Raw genomic sequence first — 15294 nt, 5'->3', positions numbered from 1 at the left:
TCATAAACGGCAAGACACTGGTTAATTCCAGTGTCTTGCCGTTTGTTTTTATTGCTTAAATGTCCATTCTTTCAGAACTATGGGCGATTTATGCATTTCGGAATAAAGTTCTTTATCATCCTTGAAAACCAGCTGTGCCAGTTGAAATACCTCAACATGTACACTAAACATGGATTGCTCAAATGGCCATGGGTCTACGCCCAGTGTTCCATCGGTACGTTGACGAATAAAGTAGGAGATTCCATCGGGACCGATGCTTATTTCCAGTCTACGCTCTTCGGGCGGCACCTGATCCAAGCACAAAATCAACGATAGGGCGTCGAACCATTGCAAAAAGGCATATGCATACGTAGCATCAGCTTTTGTGGCTTTGTACTGCTTTCGCCAGGCGGCCTGATTCTCGATCTGCTGATCCAGAAACGAGTCCAGCGCCTTATCTGTCCCTCGTTTTGGCTCGTACAGAAACGTAGTGTGCATCGACATCATCAATGCATTCCAGCGGCTTTTTTGCAGACCTATCTGAATGAGGTTTCGGCATTGGTCCAGTGAGTATTCCAGAATCTGAAAGTGCAGGGGGCCACCGGCTTTTGTCAGATGGTTACGTCCCTTCCAGGCGTCCTGACCATCATCATGTTCGGTTAAGGCGATCAACGTTTCTTCCCAGTGTACAGGCCGTTTATCAAGTCGCCATTGTAAAGCCAGTTGCACAGCCAGCAAACCATGCGCCTGCTGATTAATCACCTGCCAGCCCGCATCTGTTTGGGTTACAATCATATGTAGTAAATGATTGAATGATCGGGTAATAGAATGATTGAATAAGGTTTGCGCCAGCTATTCAATCATTCTATCACTCGATTATTCAATCATTAATTATAAACCTTCTCGTTCTCACCCATTTTGGGTGGATTGCCGGTGATGGCTGCGGTTGCCTGCTGAAAAAGCCGGACCATTCTACTGTCGTTTGCACTCCAGTATTCGGCCATATCCGTATGAACTTTCAGCAAAACAAGGTCCGGATCATCTTTACCTTCCGGAAACCATGCCTTTGCTATCGGATTCCATAATTCATTCACCTTAGCCCGATCGTCCAGTTCTTCAGCTCTGCCAGAAACCGATACGTAGTCAGCGTCACTTACGGACGCAAAGGACAAATTAACGCGGTGATCGTTGTTATCAATCTGGTCTACTTTCGGCGACGAACGCTTTGTAAAAAACCAGATCGAGCCATCCTCATCTACCTGAAGAGCCGCCATTGGCCGGCTTACAAGATTTCCCTGCTCATCAACCGTCGTCATCATGGCAATACGTACATCTTCAATGATGTCCATTACTTTTTCCAACTGCCGGTTTGTTTGTGGTTTCGTTTCCATAACGTTATAAAGTTTTAGGTAAAAAACCGTAAGGCGTAAGCGGATGGCGTAAGGTAAACTCATGCCCTCCAGACTTACGCCTTACGACTCACTAAACATTAATTATAAAGCGTTTCCCGCAGGTCGATTCCGTAAAATAACGACGCTGGCGTAACCGCAGGATTTCGGTTTTCCTGTTCAGTAGGATACGCCATATCGATAATGGCGACACAACTACGAATGGTTTGCTGACAGACAGCATACAGTTGCTGGCAGCATTCCGAGTTGAATTGACTTACTTCCTGAGCGCATTTCTCACATACCTCAATACATGCCTTTGCCAGTAAGCGCGCATTTTCAGAACCTCGGACGTACAGCATGGCCAGGTTACGGCACATATCGGCGCAGTCGAGACTTAAAAAATACTACGATACCAGGTTTCGATTTCTTCGGAATTAGAGCAGTCAGTAGCGAATTCATTGCAGATGGTGGCACAACTCGTTAACGAATCGTAAATGTTTTTCTTCCAGATCATGATAAGAGCAAGGTTATTTGAGGTACTAGTATGTTCAGGCGTACTGTGCGTTTCTTAGCGACCAATCCTGTCCAGAACGTGCCCAGCGACGCGCTTCATTGACGCTGACGCTTATCACATGCTGTTTATCTAACCGGCCCTGTTCAAGGAGTTGATTAGCAATTTCAATTGCCTTTGCACGGGTGCTGGGGTTCAACGACCGCATAGCCGACGGGAAGTGAGTAACAGACCACATAGACATAGATCGAGTAAGTGTTTATAGCATACTTAATGCTTATTTTATGCCATTTCTTACCTCCCGTTTATATCTTACAACATCTGTTACGTAGTGCTTTGATTATAAGCCATTTATATACCCTAAAAACAGCATCCAGTCGCGTTGGCGAATCGATGATTCCGTGTACTTATGTAGAATTTACCTAGGCCACTGTGTAAGTTTTTACCCAGTGTATCCACAAAAAAACCAGCCTTTTCTCAGAGCTGGTTTCTCATTATTAGAAGACGTCGGTGTATACACGCTATCGCGGAAAGAAGAGCCGGAACGTAGTCCCCTGCCCCACCTGACTTTCTACTTCAATAGATCCTTTATGACTGTTGATAATATTTTGAGTTGCTGTTAGGCCTAATCCCATTCCGCCCGATTTACCCGTGAAAAATGGGTCGAACAGGCGCTGGCGGTCGGCTTCGCTGATACCGCCCCCATTGTCGCTTACTTCGACGTATACGCGTCCGTCTTCTGTACAACTTGTTCTGACCAGCAATACGCCTTTTCCTTCCTGCATCGCTTCAACAGCATTGACGAGTATATTCAGTAAGGCCGTTTTAACCTGGTCGCGGTCGAGCAGCGCATGACAATCATCGACCGCAAAATTTGTTTCGAGCCGCATTCGTTTCAACTTGATACGGTCGCTGATAAGCTGTAGGGTTTCTTTTACGACGGCGTTGAAATCCTGTTTTTTACGGTCCAGATCGCGCGGTTTAGACGAATTAAGCATCTCGGTAATGAGTTGCCCAATACGATCTACGTTCCGGCCAATGATATCCGTAAACATGGTTACGTATTCGCTATCTGTTTCCAGCTCATCTTTGAGCTGCTCCAGCGCCAGACTTAGGTTCGTCAGTGGATTACGTACCTCATGGGCAATACTGCGGGCGATTTTTCCCGTCATGGTCAGCTTTTCAGCCAGAATAAGGTCCTGCTGCGCCCGCTTTTGATCGGTAATGTCGCGTACGATTCCCTGGTACCACTCCGGTTTACCGATTATATCTTCAACCTCCCAAACGGAAATCAGGCAAATACGTTTACGACCATTTCGGTGAATCAGCGTCGTTTCGAAATCTTTGATCTGCCCATGCTCCCGAACATTAAAACGCAGATTACGGAGTTGATCGAGGTCCGTGAACAGCCGGGCGGGGTTTAGTATACGAAGCTCTTCACGGCTATACCCTAACAGACGCTCCACAGATGGGTTAGCATCCTGAAAATGAAGTTCATTATCCGTTACGAAAATGGCATCTATTGACCGCTCAAACAGGGTACGGTATTTATTTTCTTTTTGGGCTAGTTCAGCCAGTACACTAGCCTGACGCAGAGCATAGCGAATACTACGTCCCAGGAGTTGTGCATCGATACGTCCTTTTACCAGATAATCAGCCGCCCCTAATTCCAGCGCCGACTGATCGACGGTCAGATCGTCCTGCCCGGTCAATAAAATCATCGGGGCCCGGCAGCCCATCCGAAACGCTTCCTGAATCAGATCGATGCCTGTATAGGTACCCAATCGATAGTCGACCAGATAAACATCGTACTGATCGAGTTCGATAGCTGGCAAAGCCCGGTCGTAACTATCAACCCAATCGAGTTTAATCGAACTATTTTCTTTTGCCGACACTAAGGCTTTTGTCAGCAGGTAATCGTCCTCGTCGTCCTCAATGAGCAGCACGCGGATTACTTCCATTTCTTCAGCAACGTCAAGTGTAGTCGATATCATAACAGATTTATTTCGTGTTTGACGTTCAATTCGGAGGGGCCTGTTGGTGACTGACTAGTAGCCACCAGGCCGCGCCTTCCTAAAAGTGTCACACTACTAGGGCAATTTAACGGTATCCATCCAGTACGTTTTTAAAGCGCCTACAATTTCAACTAAACGATTGAAATTAAACGGCTTTGTTACAAATGAATTAACACCGAGATTATAGGTTTTAATAACATCTTCATCAGCCGATGAAGTGGTCATCACAACTACTGGCAGGCGTCGTAGTTTTGGATCGGCTTTTATTTCACTGAGTGCCTGAAAGCCATTTTTCCGTGGCATGTTCAGATCCAGAATCAACAAATTCGGCCAGGGAGCATTCTGATCGTTATAAGGTCCTTCCCGACGCAGATAATGCATCAAATCCTCTCCATCGTCAACAAACCGGATGGTTTGCATATATCCGCTTTGCCGAAGTGCTTTGTCCATAAACAAGCGATCATCTGTATCGTCATCGGCAATCAGAATAGTCATGGACGTAGGCTTCCGCTGCATAGATTGTATAGAATAAGTTACGGTATTGAGCCGACGCTAATTTCTCGCATCCGGCTCAGGTATATAAAGCAAAAGAGATTAACCGGCGATCGTAGAATAGACCGACTGGCTTCCTTCAAAATTAGTCAAAAAACACCAGACTTTATTTCGCCGATTGGCAATAAACTCACAAATCACTCACTCATATAACGGGTTTTAACGATCGTAAAAAAGCACTGGTGTCAGATTTTACTCTTTCGGACTTTTTCGATTTTCTTTTTGATGAACTGTTGGTCTTTGCCCTTGCTAAATAGTGGCCAAAAGAAATCAAGACTTTATTCAAACCTGGCTGATTCAGCTCTGAAACTGAATGATGGTTTCCACAAATTGGGGAATTTGTTACTCAGGCAATCCATTTAAAACTATTATCTACGTGGGCATTCGCAACTACGCAAACCCGTATAATACAAGAATATAAGCCCTTTATGAGCTATAATGGCAACTCTGGCACGGATTTGACATATTGTGATTAAACGACAGTCTTCATTTTCTACACTGTCATTAAGCATTTTATTCGTTATGAGAACATTCGTTAAATCCGTACTTGCTGCTACCGTTCTTACAGTAGCCCTGTTTGTTTTGAATTCATCAACTGCCCTCGCGCAGGGATCGGCTCGTGTAGGTGTGAAAGGCGGGTTGAACGCCAGTTCCCTCTTTTACGATAGCCAGGGAGCCAGTAACAAAAGCGAGCGTATTGGCTTTCACATAGGGGTATTTGCACAGGCACCCATTGGAGAATTTTTCGCCATCCAGCCCGAGTTACTTTATATGACAAAAGGGGCTTCAGCCGACTATAACCTAGTTGGGTTTACAGGAAAAAATACCTTCAAGCTGAACTACGCGGAGTTGCCAGTACTGGCTACGTTCAAACTAGGACAGGCTGTTGAGCTACAGGCAGGACCTTACGTGTCCTATCTGCTGAATTCGAACATTAATACCAATGGCGATTTTGGAACAGGTTCCAGTGCTATCAATCGCGACAACTTCAACAAAATAGATTACGGGATTGCCGGAGGCTTAAACATATATTTTGGTAAAGCCTTTATTGGAGCTCGATATGAACAGGGACTACAGCGTATCGCCAATAGTGGTGCGGCCAGTACCCTACTGGGAAATGCCAAAAACGGAGTTGGATTACTCTCCGTTGGCTTTAGTCTGAATTAACGTAAAAAGCAGAAAGGACTGAGATACGCGATCTCAGTCCTTTCTGCTTTTTACGTTCTGCCTTACAGATGTATATCGTACGCTTTGAGTTTATTGTAAAGTGTTTTACGATCGATGTTCAGAACCTCAGCCGCCTTTGTTTTATTGTAGCCGGTCTTTTCCAGCACTTTCAGGATAGCCGCTCGTTCGGCGTTTTCTGATACCGATTTAAGATTGGCGGCTGATTGGCTAAACACAGGAACACCCTGCCGGGCAGGATCATAATTGATCTGAATGTTCCCGTTTACCGTTTCATCGGCGGCAAAATACTGGGGTGAAGCAATTTCTGGCGGCAACACGTCGGCCTCTATGTAGTCGCCTTTTGTGAGCAATACCGACCGTTTCACTACGTTCTGAAGCTCCCGCAGATTGCCGTGCCAGTAGTAGTTTTTCAGTTTTTCTTTTACCTCTTCTTCAAAACCAAGTATATCCTTCTCCAACTGCTGATTGGCCGACTCAAGAAAATGTTCGGCAAAAATCATGATGTCGGCTTTCCGCTCACGCAGGGGCGAAAGGTGCATTTCAAATTCGGCAATACGGTGGTAGATATCTTCCCGGAATTTCCCCTGCCGAACGGCTTCGCGCAGGTCCTCATTTGTGGCTACTATAATGCGTACATCAACCGGGATGTCCTGGTTGCTGCCCAGCCGACGGATTTTACGCTCCTGGAGTACCCGAAGCAGTTTTATCTGGTTATCATACGACAGGTTACCAATTTCATCCAGAAAAATGGTTCCGCCATTAGCAAATTCGAAACTGCCTGCCTTATCAGACATAGCCCCCGTAAATGAGCCTTTTACGTGCCCAAATAATTCGCTGCCAGCCAAGTCTTTACTTAGTGCTCCGCAGTCAATTGCCACAAACGGTTTATCAGCCCGTTTGCTTTTCAAATGGATGGCATTCGCAACAAATTCTTTACCTGTGCCCGTTTCGCCGGTAATAATTACCGACATATCGGTTGGTGCAATCAGGTCGATATGCTCCTGCAACTGTTCGGCTACGCGGCTCTTGCCAAATATAAATCGCTTTCCGTTAGGTGCCAGTATGGCTTTAACTGAAGGTAGTTTACCAGCACTTGTTTTAGCGGCAGCCGGATTGCTCGGCGACGATGCTCCTTTCAACTGGTTCAACGACTGCGCCCGGCGCTCAAGGGCAGCTTTAATCGTATATAGTATCTCGTCGGGATATAGCGGCTTTGTTACGTAGTCATACGCACCGTGCTTTACTGTCTGTACGGCCATTCTGACATCGGAATAGCCCGTAATAATAATGACGGCTGTAGTTGGATGCATCACTTTAATTCGGCGAAGCATTTCCAGGCCGTCAATATCAGGAAGTTTAAAGTCGCAGATAACCAGCTCAAAGGCTTCCTTTCGGAGCAAAGCCAGGCCATCATCGCCCCGTTGCACCGATGCAGTTTTATAGCCCTGCTTGCTCAGAAAACGCTCTAAGAGCAGGCATATATCATGATTATCGTCAATTATCAGAATTTTTTCCATGAAGAGGAGTATACTTGCTCAGACAGCCCATTCCTCATAAACAAGTAATCAAATAACGGATGGGCCTATCGTTGGCTGCATGAACAAAGTTACTCAAACCTGAGTGGTTTGCAAAGCCATTTCTACCGACCGCCGGGTGAATGGTTTACCAATAAAATAATCCGCACCCTGTTCGGTTGCGCGTCTGCGCTCAGCCTGCCCATCGAATGCACTAATCATAATTACTTTAGCTTCGTCCTGATGCTCTTTGATAATAGGCAACAGATCGAACCCTAAACCATCCGGCAGATTCAAGTCAAGAAAAATAGCATCAAATTTCTGTGAATTTAAGCACTGCCGACCCTCTTCAATAAAATGAGCGCAGGTGGGTTGATACCCCAAGCGCCTTAATAGCCCTGATAACAACAGACATATATCTGCTTCATCATCGACGATTAGTACGCGTTTTGCTAGAGTTACGGTATTCATCACAACTGGTCTGAATTGCTGCCCCGCATTAATCCCTGTTGTTCTCACCACGGCTATTCTTAATTTTGTGTGTTATCATTACACAATAGTCATATAAAATATAGTGCCGGAAATCGCGGCCTTTCCAAAATCACGTATATATACTTAATAAAAGCCGTTAGATTAGCTACTTGCAATAAAGCTCTGGTTACTTTGCCGATACGTTTGGTCGTTAAAACAACCAGATTGTGAGCAGTTTTTCTACGGTTATTCTACAATTGTGGAATTTTTTCCACACGTTTTTGATAGAAACGGTTTCAGGATGATGGGTTCTTCATAATTTTTTATGACTATTCAGGGCTCATTTCCAAGTGAATAACCTATTCACCTTGTATAGAAACCTGATTCCAGCCAATTTGGCACAACTTTTTCTTATAAATTATTCGATTGCGAGATAACTAATTCTGATTTACTCACAACTACCATGGGAAACCTCCTTTACACGATTGCTGTTATTTTGATTATTATCTGGCTCCTGGGTTTCTTAGGAGTTCTGGGAACAGGAATAGCAAGCAGCAGCCTGATTCACATTCTGCTGGTAATTGCAGTGATTGCAATTATTTTGCGTCTGATACAGGGTCGCGGAGTGTGAGGAGAATACAGCAACTATACGTTATCAACTCTGTTGTTATATAGAACTGATAGTTTACGATATTTGTAAAAAGTGCGGCACTAGCCCACAACAATCATTTTAGGTTAAGTACAAGTTACGGTGGGTACGGAATCCCTGCGCCAAGTTGAGCGCGGGGATTTTTATATGTTAACCATCGTTACCCGTCCAGATAGGGAACGTAAAAGGTCAACTAAGGGGTCAAATGCCCATTTGGCGTAAAACATGGACGCTCCTGTAGAAAAATATCCTCAGAAGTCTACGTATTCAAACAAACATAAACTATAGTCAATACTCTTATTTACAGCAACTTAAACTGTTTTACGCAATCGTGGTACAGTATTTTCTAGTAACTTGGCATTGTTGAACATGATGTGCATTATTCACAAAAGATAAGGAACCATGAAATCACTACCAGGAATTTTAGTCGGATTAGCAGTTGGCGCAGTTGTAGGCATTCTACTGGCTCCCGAAAGTGGAAAAAAGACTCGGAAGCGAATTACGTCAGAGTCGGATTCATTTTTTAAAGATCTTCAGGACCAGTTACAGTCGGGTCTAGACAGCATCAAGAGTCAATATAATGACTATATTGACGCGGCTTCAGACAAGACACAGGACCTGGTAAGTCAGGCTAAACGGAAGGCCAAGCAGTAGGCAATCTGAAGCGATCAAAACTCACCTAAAACAAATAGAACAATGAGAAGCACACGAGATTTTCTGACCGGTATTATCACTGGTGTTGTTATCGGCCTTTTAACAGCTCCCCGCAGCGGTAAAGAAACACGCGATAAATTGACCGAAGAAGCTAACAAGCGTACAGGTGATCTGAAGGATCAGTGGGAGAAAGGGGTGTCGCAGGTTAAAGAAGGGCTGGAACAAGCCAAAACCCAGGTGAACCAGTATACCGACAAAGCTAAAGAGCAATTCAACCAGTATAAGAATCAGGCTCAGACAGCTTATAATGAGAATAAATCAGAGGTTAAAGACCAATACAATGATAAAGTTGATGAGCTTGCTGACGATGCCAAAGCTGGTGTCGACAATGCGAAATCGTCTGCTAAAGTTAACTAAGTAAAAGTACCCTCTTTTGCTTGAACACAATTATTTACTCAACGTTATTGAAAAAAACCCCTCTGCAACGACCGTTTCAGAGGGGTTTTGCATTGACTGGGGTTTAATAGTCTTTTAATTTTTGTTTAAGAGGCCTTTAACTAGCATAATTGACCTTTGCAGAGGAATTAATTTGTTATGAAAAGGTACTCACTCCATAGTTCTGATCGCACTTTCTGCAACCGGCCAACCTTTGTTAGTCATAAGTACCTAACGGGCGGGCAATCTCATTTTGTCAGTTCGGCCCAACCGCGTCGGGTCTGGAAATTAATACAACACCAATTGCTCATGGTTATAGGCAGCCTGCTTGTATCAGGAGGATTGATGAGCTGTGGTGGCAGTGCCGCTCAATCTGAAGAAAGCGCACCTACCAACGCCCGCAAGGAAACCAATCTGCTTGCCACAGCCACCTTCGATACAGCCAGGCTGGAGAAGACACAAAATGAATTGAACCTGACCGGAAAAATCACATTCAATCAGGACCAGGTCGTGAAAGTATTCCCACTAGTGGGTGGTCATATCGAAACGCTGAAGGCTGATCTGGGCGATTACGTAAAGAAAGGACAGATACTGGCTGTAATTCGGTCGGGTGATCTGGCAGACCTTGAACAGCAGGCCGTAGCCGCAAGAGGAGAATTGTCGGTGGCTCAGAAAAACATGCAGGTAACTGAAGACATGACAAAAGCCGGGTTAAGTTCTCAACGGGATTTGGTTGCCAGTAAAGAGCAACTACAGGCTGCGAAAGGCGAAGTGAACCGGGTAACTGAGCGCCGACGGATTGTGGGTGGAAACGGTTCTGTTTATTTGGTAAAAGCGCCCATGAGTGGGTTCATCGTGGAGAAGACAGCTTCGCAGGGTATGGAACTTCGCTCCGACGATCCTGAGAATCTTTTTACGGTTTCCAATCTGGATCATGTCTGGGTACTGGCCAACGTATACGAATCTGATCTGGCGAATGTGCACGAAGGTGACCCCGCCAGTATTACAACTATCTCTTATCCGGATAAAGTTTTTCATGGCAGAATCGATAAAATTTTCAACGTATTAGACCCGGATAGCAAAACCCTGAAAGTTCGTGTTACGCTCAATAACGCCGACTACCGGCTTAAACCCGAGATGTTTGCCAATGTCAGCGTTACGTATGCTGGCCATGACAAACGGACAACCATTCCGGCTAAAGCAGTTGTATTCGACCAGAACCGGAATTTTGTGGTCGCCGTCAACAAGCAGAATCAGCCGATTGTGCGCGAAGTGAATATCTATAAAACCATTGGCCCGAAAACGTACTTAACTGATGGTCTTGCCCCCGGCGATCGGGTTGTCACAACCAACCAGTTGTTAATCTACAACGCTCTGGGAAATTAGTCAGCTAAGAAACAGCTATTGATCTCAAAACAAATCGGTTGGTAATGACAGAAACCCAATCTCTGTCATTACCAACCGATTTGTACTTTAAAGCTCTTATTTTTTCGTTACACGGATCGAAATACGACGATTTTGCGCGCGTCCTTCTTCTGTATCGTTTGACGCAACAGGATGCGCCTGTCCGTAGCCTTCTGCTTCCAGACGCCCTTTATCGATACCCATTTTCTCCAACTCAACACGTACTGAATTCGCCCGGTCCTGCGAGAGTTTGAGGTTACTGGCGGCATTACCCGTATTGTCCGTATAGCCGCCAAGTTTTACGTTTACGTTCGGGTAGGCTTTCAGTACTTCTGAAATATTTTTCAGTTGCTCCTGTGATTCGGGCTTGAGCGTAGCGCTGTTTGTTTCAAACGTAAGCCGGTCAAAATCGAACCAGGTCTCTTTATCAACGGCCTTGTCGCTCTTGATAAAGCCTAACAGCTTATTCTCAATACCGAACTCAGGAATGTTCAGCTCAATACCATTGGTCAGTTTCTGAATGCTAAACTCACCCAGTTTTGCGTTGGGCGTGCTGACTTTGTTATTATCAGCTGCAGTCGATTCTTCCAGCGGAACTTCTGTACCCGCGGCTTCTTTCCCTTCCAGGTTATATCCCGGCGTTTCGGATGACTGAACAGCGATATACGGCGCAATAACAAGCGACACAATCGACATGAGTTTAATCAGAATGTTCATGGATGGGCCGGACGTATCCTTGAAAGGGTCACCAACCGTATCGCCCGTTACCGACGCTTTGTGCGGCTCCGACTTTTTATAATACATTTGACCGTTTATCTCGACGCCTTTCTCGAAAGATTTTTTGGCATTATCCCAGGCACCACCAGCGTTGTTCTGGAAAATACCCATCAATACGCCCGACACCGTTACGCCTGCCAGCAAACCACCCAGTACTTCAGGTCCGAAAATAAACCCAACGATAACCGGAACCGACAAGGCAATAGCACCCGGCAGAACCATCTCGCGAATGGAAGCCTGCGTCGAAATCGCTACGCATTTATCGTATTCGGGCTTGCCTGTTCCTTCCAGAATACCGGGAATTTCGCGGAACTGGCGACGTACTTCTTCCACCATTTTCATAGCGGCCCGGCCTACAGCAGCGATGGCTAGAGACGAGAAGATGAACGGAATCATGGCGCCGACAAACAGCCCGGACAATACGTCGGCTTTGTAAATATCGATGGCCGAAATACCAGAAATACCGACAAAGGCCGCAAAAAGAGCTAGCGCCGTTAAAGCGGCCGAAGCGATAGCAAACCCTTTCCCGGTTGCGGCTGTGGTGTTACCAACCGCATCCAGAATATCCGTACGCCCCCGTACTTCTTCGGGTAAGTAGCTCATTTCGGCAATACCACCCGCATTATCGGCAATTGGCCCGAACGCATCAATCGCCAGCTGCATGGCCGTGGTTGCCATCATACCAGCGGCCGAAATAGCTACGCCATACAAACCAGCAAAATGGTAGGACGTATAAATACCAGCAGCCAGTACCAGAATCGGTAGCACCGTCGATTCCATCCCCACTGATAAACCACCGATGATATTGGTAGCGGCTCCCGTTGCCGACTGCCGGATAATAGACAAGACCGGCCGACGGCCCATAGCGGTATAATACTCCGTGATGGTCGACATCAGCGCACCAACAATAAGTCCAGTTAGGATTGCGTAAAACACATCCATGCGGGTAAATTCAACGCCCCGGATTTCCATGGTCGTATCGGGCAGTACGGCGCCTACCAGAAAAAACGATGCAACAACCGTCAGAATGATTGAGCCCCAGTTGCCCAGATTAAGTGCTCCCTGTACACTCCCGTTGTCGTCTTTGACACGTACCAGATAACAGGCCAGAATCGAGAAAATCAGACCCATACCGGCAATCAGTATCGGCAGTACAATCGGCGCATGCCCTACAATGTCCGCATCAGCCGGAATACGTATTTCGCGACCCAGTACCATCGTAGCCAGAATAGTTGCTACGTAGGAGCCAAAAAGGTCAGCACCCATACCCGCTACGTCGCCCACGTTATCTCCTACGTTATCAGCAATGGTTGCGGGGTTGCGCGGATCATCTTCAGGAATACCAGCCTCCACTTTACCTACCAGATCGGCGCCAACGTCGGCCGCTTTTGTATAAATCCCCCCGCCTACACGGGCAAACAACGCTATCGATTCAGCACCAAGCGAAAAGCCCGCCAGTACTTCGAGTGTTTTCTCCATGGGCAATCCATTTACATCCCCATTAGGACCGACGTATAGATTGTAGAGAATAATGAATAGCACGCTTAGTCCTAATACGGCCAGGCCCGCTACGCCGATGCCCATCACGGAACCACCTGTAAATGACACTTCCAGAGCACGGGTAAGACTGGTACGTGCCGCCTGAGCAGTACGTACGTTGGCTTTGGTGGCAATTTTCATACCGATATAGCCTGCCAGTGCCGACGTAAAGGCACCAAACGCAAAAGCAATACCGATAACCCACGATGAGTTTTCAACCTGAGCGCCCGCAAAGGATAGCAGCGCAGCGACAATTATTCCGAAAACGATAAGAACGCGCCACTCGGCTTTGAGGAAAGCAATGGCTCCATCAGCAATGTAGCCTGCAATTTCCTGCATTCGGGCGTCGCCAGCATCCTGCCGCGAAACCCAAACGAATTTGGCGAACATTACCGCCAATCCCACCAATCCCAGAAAGGGGACGATGTAAAGACTATTATTCATGCGATTAAGTTAAAGGTTTAAAAAAACGAATTCTCGCAAAGATAAAATTGGACACTGCATAACCAACGGGGCGCAACACCTTTTGTTGACTTTTTTCGTGGATAATTGCGGTTTTTTGAGGAAAATGTTCAGCTGACTCCTGCAAATCAGCGTTCGACTTGGAAGTGTTGCAAGGACGATGTAGGTTGAAAAGACAAACTAGCTTAGCAGGCTATTTTGCCCGTTCAGCCCACTCTCTTCCTCGCTGTTATGAATCTGATCCGCTTTCCCAATTTACTAAAAACGGCCACTTTCGGCTTGACTCTCAGCGCATTTGCAGCTACGCAACTCTACGCGCACAAAGCTGACTCGCTACAGGTAACCGTAACGCAGGGCACCAATATGGCTGCCGATCTGTCGCCCGATAAAACGCAGATCGCCATAGATTTACAGGGTACGATCTGGCTAGTTCCGGTTGCCGGTGGTGTAGCCCGACCAATCACCGATGCGCTGGGTGATTGTCGTCAGCCGTGCTGGTCGCCGGATGGTCAACAGATTGTGTTTCATGCCTTTTGGGATGGGCGCTATCATCTATGGGTCGTGTCGAAGAATGGGGGTGTACCCCGGCAGCTAACCAATGGTGTTTATGATGATCGCGAACCACACTGGTCGCCGGATGGCAAGCGGATCGTGTTTGCTTCAGACCGTGGCGGTAATTATGATATCTGGCAACTCACCCTGGCCGATAGCAGCCTTTCGCAACTGACCCATGATTCGGGAAATGATTTCAATCCGATGTTTTCGCCCGATGGCAAACAGGTAGCTTTCGTTTCGGACCGCACCGATGCACCCGGTCTTTACGTACTCACACCCGGAAGCACTGAAAAAATAGTTTTGCCTTCCAGCTCCAAACTCACGGGTCCCAGCTGGCAACCTGATGGTTCGCACCTGTTCTGTACGGCCTTGACCAATTCGCAGAGTGGTTTGGCGGCTGTATCGCTAACGACTGGCAAACTGCACATGCTTACAGAAGTGGAAGAGGATGTATTCCCGTTTCGGGTAAGCTGGCTGACCGGTAACGAGTACCTATATACGGCCGACGGGCAGCTGAAACGGAAAAAGACGGGCAGCACAACGGCACAGTCAATCCCTTTTCAGGCTACCGTTACGTTATCCAGAAACTTATATACCCGCAGAACCTACGATTTCGACAGTCAACATCCGCATCCGGTTCGCGGCATAAAAGGTGCCGCGATTTCGCCCGATGGAAATCAAATTGCCTTTGCCGCCCTGGGCGATTTGTGGCTATTACCCAAAGGCACTAAAACCCCTCAGCGACTGACCAAAGGTCCTACCATGGAAGTTGACCCCAACTGGTCGCCCGACGGTACAAAGCTGGCGTATACATCCGACCGTAACGGCAATATGGATGTCTGGGTGCGTGACCTGAAAACCGGCGAAGACAAACTACTGAACGATATGGCCGATGACCTGCACTTCCCGACCTGGTCGCCGGATGGCAGTAAAATTGCCTTTTATCAGAGTGATCCGCGCAATGCCTGGGGACGCAGTACGTTGTTCATCACCGACGTTACGTACACGGCTGATGTTACGTCGCCTAAAACGCTAAAAGTACACGAATCCGTCTTTGTACCGAGTCAGGCTACCTGGTCCGCTGATAGTAGGACAATTGCCGTATCGGCTCTTCACCCTACTCTTCCCGCTATCGGGAAGGCGTTAGTGAGATTCTGCTGATTTCGCTGGATGGTAAGAATGATCGATATGTAACGCC

At 46.7% G+C, this 15294-nt stretch carries 15 protein-coding genes; 6 read left to right on the top strand and 9 right to left on the bottom strand.

The window, feature by feature from the left end; translation table 11 throughout:
• Positions 1 to 48: 48 nt before the first annotated feature.
• From LN737_RS10660 to LN737_RS10635, 6 genes are all read right to left on the bottom strand, one after another.
• Positions 49 to 774, bottom strand: a complete 726-nt coding sequence (locus LN737_RS10660; protein WP_405518668.1) for a DUF3891 family protein — start codon at positions 772 to 774, stop codon at positions 49 to 51.
• 92 nt (positions 775 to 866) lie between these two features.
• Positions 867 to 1370 (bottom strand): pyridoxamine 5'-phosphate oxidase family protein, encoded by a 504-nt coding sequence (locus LN737_RS10655; protein WP_405518666.1) that lies wholly within the window; start codon positions 1368 to 1370, stop codon positions 867 to 869.
• A 98-nt stretch (positions 1371 to 1468) separates the two neighbouring features.
• Positions 1469 to 1747, bottom strand: a complete 279-nt coding sequence (locus LN737_RS10650) for a hypothetical protein (RefSeq protein WP_405518664.1) — start codon at positions 1745 to 1747, stop codon at positions 1469 to 1471.
• A gap of 171 nt (positions 1748 to 1918) precedes the next feature.
• Positions 1919 to 2119: a DUF2188 domain-containing protein gene (locus LN737_RS10645; protein ID WP_405518663.1), complete on the bottom strand. Its 201-nt coding sequence runs from the start codon at positions 2117 to 2119 to the stop codon at positions 1919 to 1921.
• 283 nt (positions 2120 to 2402) lie between these two features.
• Positions 2403 to 3875, bottom strand: coding sequence for a hybrid sensor histidine kinase/response regulator (locus LN737_RS10640; protein ID WP_405518662.1), 1473 nt, complete (start codon positions 3873 to 3875; stop codon positions 2403 to 2405).
• A 96-nt stretch (positions 3876 to 3971) separates the two neighbouring features.
• Positions 3972 to 4412, bottom strand: coding sequence for a response regulator (locus tag LN737_RS10635; protein WP_405518660.1), 441 nt, complete (start codon positions 4410 to 4412; stop codon positions 3972 to 3974).
• A gap of 558 nt (positions 4413 to 4970) precedes the next feature.
• On the opposite strand from LN737_RS10635, the gene LN737_RS10630 reads away from it, so the two are divergent.
• Positions 4971 to 5615, top strand: a complete 645-nt coding sequence (locus LN737_RS10630; protein WP_405518658.1) for a porin family protein — start codon at positions 4971 to 4973, stop codon at positions 5613 to 5615.
• Positions 5616 to 5677: 62 nt separating this feature from the next.
• Here LN737_RS10630 and LN737_RS10625 read toward each other — a convergent pair whose 3' ends face one another.
• Positions 5678 to 7153: a sigma-54 dependent transcriptional regulator gene (locus tag LN737_RS10625; protein ID WP_405518656.1), complete on the bottom strand. Its 1476-nt coding sequence runs from the start codon at positions 7151 to 7153 to the stop codon at positions 5678 to 5680.
• A gap of 93 nt (positions 7154 to 7246) precedes the next feature.
• Positions 7247 to 7672: a response regulator gene (locus LN737_RS10620; RefSeq protein WP_405518654.1), complete on the bottom strand. Its 426-nt coding sequence runs from the start codon at positions 7670 to 7672 to the stop codon at positions 7247 to 7249.
• Between the two features lie 412 nt (positions 7673 to 8084).
• On the opposite strand from LN737_RS10620, the gene LN737_RS10615 reads away from it, so the two are divergent.
• The 4 genes from LN737_RS10615 (at position 8085) to LN737_RS10600 (ending at position 10745) form a co-directional block, all read left to right on the top strand.
• Entirely contained in the window at positions 8085 to 8252 is a 168-nt protein-coding gene (locus LN737_RS10615) for a lmo0937 family membrane protein (protein WP_405518652.1), read from the top strand.
• Positions 8253 to 8672: 420 nt separating this feature from the next.
• On the top strand, positions 8673 to 8924 hold the full coding sequence (locus LN737_RS10610; RefSeq protein WP_405518650.1) for a YtxH domain-containing protein: 252 nt from the start codon (positions 8673 to 8675) through the stop codon (positions 8922 to 8924).
• A gap of 42 nt (positions 8925 to 8966) precedes the next feature.
• The gene (locus LN737_RS10605) at positions 8967 to 9341 is read left to right on the top strand and encodes a YtxH domain-containing protein (protein ID WP_405518648.1); all 375 of its coding nucleotides are present in this window, start codon (positions 8967 to 8969) and stop codon (positions 9339 to 9341) included.
• Between the two features lie 177 nt (positions 9342 to 9518).
• Complete coding sequence (locus LN737_RS10600) at positions 9519 to 10745, top strand: efflux RND transporter periplasmic adaptor subunit (RefSeq protein ID WP_405518647.1); 1227 nt, start codon at positions 9519 to 9521, stop codon at positions 10743 to 10745.
• A gap of 96 nt (positions 10746 to 10841) precedes the next feature.
• On the opposite strand, the gene LN737_RS10595 is transcribed toward LN737_RS10600, so the two are convergent.
• A complete protein-coding gene (locus LN737_RS10595; protein WP_405518645.1) occupies positions 10842 to 13523 on the bottom strand; it encodes a sodium-translocating pyrophosphatase in 2682 nt (893 codons plus the stop codon).
• 249 nt (positions 13524 to 13772) lie between these two features.
• Here LN737_RS10595 and LN737_RS10590 point away from each other — a divergent pair, with 249 nt between their 5' ends.
• Positions 13773 to 15257, top strand: a complete 1485-nt coding sequence (locus LN737_RS10590; protein WP_405518644.1) for an LpqB family beta-propeller domain-containing protein — start codon at positions 13773 to 13775, stop codon at positions 15255 to 15257.
• The last annotated feature ends 37 nt before the right edge of the window (positions 15258 to 15294 follow it).

The organism is Spirosoma sp. KNUC1025 (assembly GCF_045160025.1).
Classification (GTDB): Bacteria; Bacteroidota; Bacteroidia; order Cytophagales; family Spirosomataceae; genus Spirosoma.
This window is presented reverse-complemented; position numbering and strand designations above follow the sequence as displayed.

Bases quoted from the DNA above. Each gene is read 5' to 3' on its own strand.
- LN737_RS10660 (WP_405518668.1), bottom strand. From the start codon at position 774: ATGATTGTAACCCAAACAGATGCGGGCTGGCAGGTGATTAATCAGCAG.
- LN737_RS10655 (WP_405518666.1), bottom strand. From the start codon at position 1,370: ATGGAAACGAAACCACAAACAAACCGGCAGTTGGAAAAAGTAATGGAC.
- LN737_RS10650 (WP_405518664.1), bottom strand. From the start codon at position 1,747: ATGTGCCGTAACCTGGCCATGCTGTACGTCCGAGGTTCTGAAAATGCG.
- LN737_RS10645 (WP_405518663.1), bottom strand. From the start codon at position 2,119: ATGTGGTCTGTTACTCACTTCCCGTCGGCTATGCGGTCGTTGAACCCC.
- LN737_RS10640 (WP_405518662.1), bottom strand. From the start codon at position 3,875: ATGATATCGACTACACTTGACGTTGCTGAAGAAATGGAAGTAATCCGC.
- LN737_RS10635 (WP_405518660.1), bottom strand. From the start codon at position 4,412: ATGCAGCGGAAGCCTACGTCCATGACTATTCTGATTGCCGATGACGAT.
- LN737_RS10630 (WP_405518658.1), top strand. From the start codon at position 4,971: ATGAGAACATTCGTTAAATCCGTACTTGCTGCTACCGTTCTTACAGTA.
- LN737_RS10625 (WP_405518656.1), bottom strand. From the start codon at position 7,153: ATGGAAAAAATTCTGATAATTGACGATAATCATGATATATGCCTGCTC.
- LN737_RS10615 (WP_405518652.1), top strand. From the start codon at position 8,085: ATGGGAAACCTCCTTTACACGATTGCTGTTATTTTGATTATTATCTGG.
- LN737_RS10610 (WP_405518650.1), top strand. From the start codon at position 8,673: ATGAAATCACTACCAGGAATTTTAGTCGGATTAGCAGTTGGCGCAGTT.
- LN737_RS10605 (WP_405518648.1), top strand. From the start codon at position 8,967: ATGAGAAGCACACGAGATTTTCTGACCGGTATTATCACTGGTGTTGTT.
- LN737_RS10600 (WP_405518647.1), top strand. From the start codon at position 9,519: ATGAAAAGGTACTCACTCCATAGTTCTGATCGCACTTTCTGCAACCGG.
- LN737_RS10595 (WP_405518645.1), bottom strand. From the start codon at position 13,523: ATGAATAATAGTCTTTACATCGTCCCCTTTCTGGGATTGGTGGGATTG.
- LN737_RS10590 (WP_405518644.1), top strand. From the start codon at position 13,773: ATGAATCTGATCCGCTTTCCCAATTTACTAAAAACGGCCACTTTCGGC.